General features: G+C 71.2%; 1 protein-coding gene. It reads right to left on the reverse strand.

Features of this window, described 5'->3' with window-relative positions:
- Positions 1-1,296 (reverse strand): DUF7507 domain-containing protein (locus ACLQ2R_RS14705; RefSeq protein WP_425960038.1); only part of this gene is annotated, 1,296 nt, incomplete at both ends.

Below are 1,296 nucleotides of genomic sequence, written 5' to 3' on the forward strand. Positions count from 1 at the left end.
GCCGGTGAAGGCGGTGGTGGTCACGACCACCCCGGTCAGGGTGGTGTTGCCGGTGTTGGTGACCAGGTGGGCGTAGGTCACCGTCTGCCCGGCGGTCGTCACCGTGACCGGCGTCGCCGTCTTCAGCAACGCCAGGGTGGGAGCGGGAGGAGCGGTGACCGTCGCGGTCGACGGGTCCGAGGTCACCGCGGGCCCGGTGGGTGGGGTGGCGGTGGCGGTCGCGGTGTTGACGACGGTCCCGGAGTTGATGTCGGCCTGGGTGGTGACGTAGGTGTTGGTGCAGGTGGTGGTGTCCTGCGGGGCCAGGGTGGTGACCGGGCAGGTGATCGCGGTGGGGGTGCCGGTGCCGGTGAAGGCGGTGGTGGTCACGGTCAGACCGGTCAGGGTGGCGTTGCCGGTGTTGGCGACCATGTAGGAGTAGGTCACGGTCTGCCCGGCCGCCGTCGCCGTGGCCGGCGAGGCGGTCTTCAACAGGGCCAGGCGAGGAGCCGCCTCTCCGGTGATCGTGGCGGTGGAGGGAGCGGAGGTCACGGCGGGGCCGACAGGTGGCGTGCCCGAGGCGGTCGCCGTATTGGTGATGGTTCCGGTGTCGATGTCGGCCTGGGTGGTGACGTAGGTGTTCGTGCAGGTCGTCATGTCCTCGGGGGCGAGGGTGGTGACCGGGCAGGTGATCGCGGTGGGGGTGCCGGTGCCGGTGAAGGCGGTGGTGGTCACGGCCACCCCGGTCAGGGTGGTGTTGCCGGTGTTGACGACCGCGTACGAGTAGGTGATCGTCTGGCCCGCCTCTGTCGCGGCCGTGGGGAAGGCCGTCTTCAACAGCGCCAGGGCGGGCGCGGCGACGGCGACGACCGTGGCGGTGGAGACGGCGGAGGTGACAGCGGGGCCGACGGGGGGTGTGCCGGAGGCGGTGGCGGAGTTGACGACGCTTCCGGAGTTGATGTCGGCCTGGGTGGTGACGTAGGTGTTCGTGCAGGTGGTCGACGCCTGCGGGGCCAGGGTGGTGGCGGGGCAGGTGATGGCGGTGGGTGTTCCGGTGCCGGTGAAGGCGGTCGTGGTCACGGCCACGCCGGTCAGGGTGGTGTTGCCGGTGTTGAGGACGAGGTAGGAGTAGGTGATGGTCCGTCCGGCGGCGGCGACCGTGGTCGGTGAGGCGGTCTTGAGCAGGGCCAGGGCGGGTGCGGCGGTGGCGGTGACCGTGGCGGTGGAGGCCGCGGAGGTGATGGCGGGTCCGGTGGGTGGTGTGCCGGTGGCGGTGGCGGTGTTGACGATGCTTCCGGTGTTGATGTCGGCCTGGGT

The sequence above is a fragment of the Streptosporangium sp. DT93 genome (assembly GCF_049844535.1).
Lineage (GTDB): Bacteria > Actinomycetota > Actinomycetes > Streptosporangiales > Streptosporangiaceae > Streptosporangium.